At 74.0% G+C, this 1,353-nt stretch carries 1 protein-coding gene; it reads left to right on the top strand.

The window, feature by feature from the left end; translation table 11 throughout:
* Positions 1-1,303, top strand: a 1,303-nt coding sequence (locus tag EF903_RS32615) for an extracellular solute-binding protein (RefSeq protein ID WP_125548536.1), incomplete at its 5' end; no start/stop codon positions are given.
* Positions 1,304-1,353: the final 50 nt, after the last annotated feature.

Raw genomic sequence — 1,353 nt, 5'->3', positions numbered from 1 at the left:
CGACGAGCCGCTCGCCGAGGCCGGCGACGGCATCGGCGCCCAGTACCGCGCCTACACGGCGATGGCCTCCCTCGCCCGCGCCAAGGGGGACGGCGCGCTCGCCGCCGCGTACGACGCCCGGGCCGCCGAACTGAAGGCACTGGTGCCGGAGTTCAACAAGGCGTATCCGGGCATCGAGGTCACCGTCGAGGACATCGGCAACCCTGCGATCTGGGACAAGATCACCACAGGTCTGGCCGCCGGCGGCCAGGGTCTCGCGGACGTGCTGCACATCGGGGTGGACTACCTGCCCGGCTATGTGGAGAGGTTCCCCGGCGGCCTCGCCGACCTCGCCCCGCTCGGCGCCACCGCGCACCGCGGCGCCTTCGCCCCCGGGCTGTGGGAGACCGTCTCCCCCGACGGCAAGCGGGTCGACGCCCTGCCCTGGGAGGCGAACTCGGCCGGGTTCCACTACCGGGCCGACCTCTTCGAGCAGGCCGGCCTGGACGCCGAGGCCCTGCAGACCTGGGACGAGGCGGTCGACGCGGGCAGGCAGCTCAAGGCGCGCACCGGGGCGTTCCTGCTCGGCATCGACAAGCCGGCCTCGCAGGCCGACGCCGCGAACTTCTTCCAGATGCTGCTCCAGCTCCAGGGCGCCTTCTACTTCGACGCGGAGGGGCGGATCGCCCTCGGCTCCCCCGAGGCCGTCAAGGCCATGACCCTGGTCAAGACGCTGAACGACGCCGGGCTGGTCGGGGACCTCGCCGGCGGGTGGAACGCCCTCATGGCCTCCCTGAAGCAGGGGAACACGGCGGTCTACCCGTGGCCCACCTGGTTCGGCGGCATCATCGAGGAGCAGGTGCCCGAGCAGTCCGGGAAGTGGCGGGTCCGCCTGCCGCCGGCCGTGCGGCGCGGCGGCTCCACCGCCGCCACCGTGAACTCCACGCACCTCGCCGTCGCCGGCAGCAGCAGACACCGGGCCGCCGCCTGGTCGTTCGTCGAGTTCGCCCTGACGCGCCCGGCCTCCCAGGTGCGGATCCACCGCGGCAAGGGCATCGCCCCCGCCCTGATGGCCGCCTACGACGACGCCGTCTTCCACGAGCCGTCGGCGTTCTTCGGCGGACTGCGGAAGGGGGAGGTCTTCCTCGCCGCCCTGAAGGCTCCTCAGCCCGCGTTCCACTACACCGCCGACTACGCCCGCGCGCTGAAGCTGGTGACCGACGCCCAGTCCAAGGTCCTCCTCAAGGGCGCCGCCCCCGCCGAGGTGCTGCGGGAGGCCGCCGACCGGCTCGCGCAGCAGACGGGCCGCAAGGTGGCCCGTTGAGCGGCGCGCCCTCCCCCGCGGCCCCGGCGGCCGCGGCACACCGCACCGGC

This window comes from Streptomyces sp. WAC05292, from assembly GCF_003949955.1.
Classification (GTDB): domain Bacteria; phylum Actinomycetota; class Actinomycetes; order Streptomycetales; family Streptomycetaceae; genus Streptomyces; species Streptomyces globosus.
Note: the sequence above shows the minus strand (reverse complement) of the source record. Positions and strands in the feature narration are given on the sequence as shown.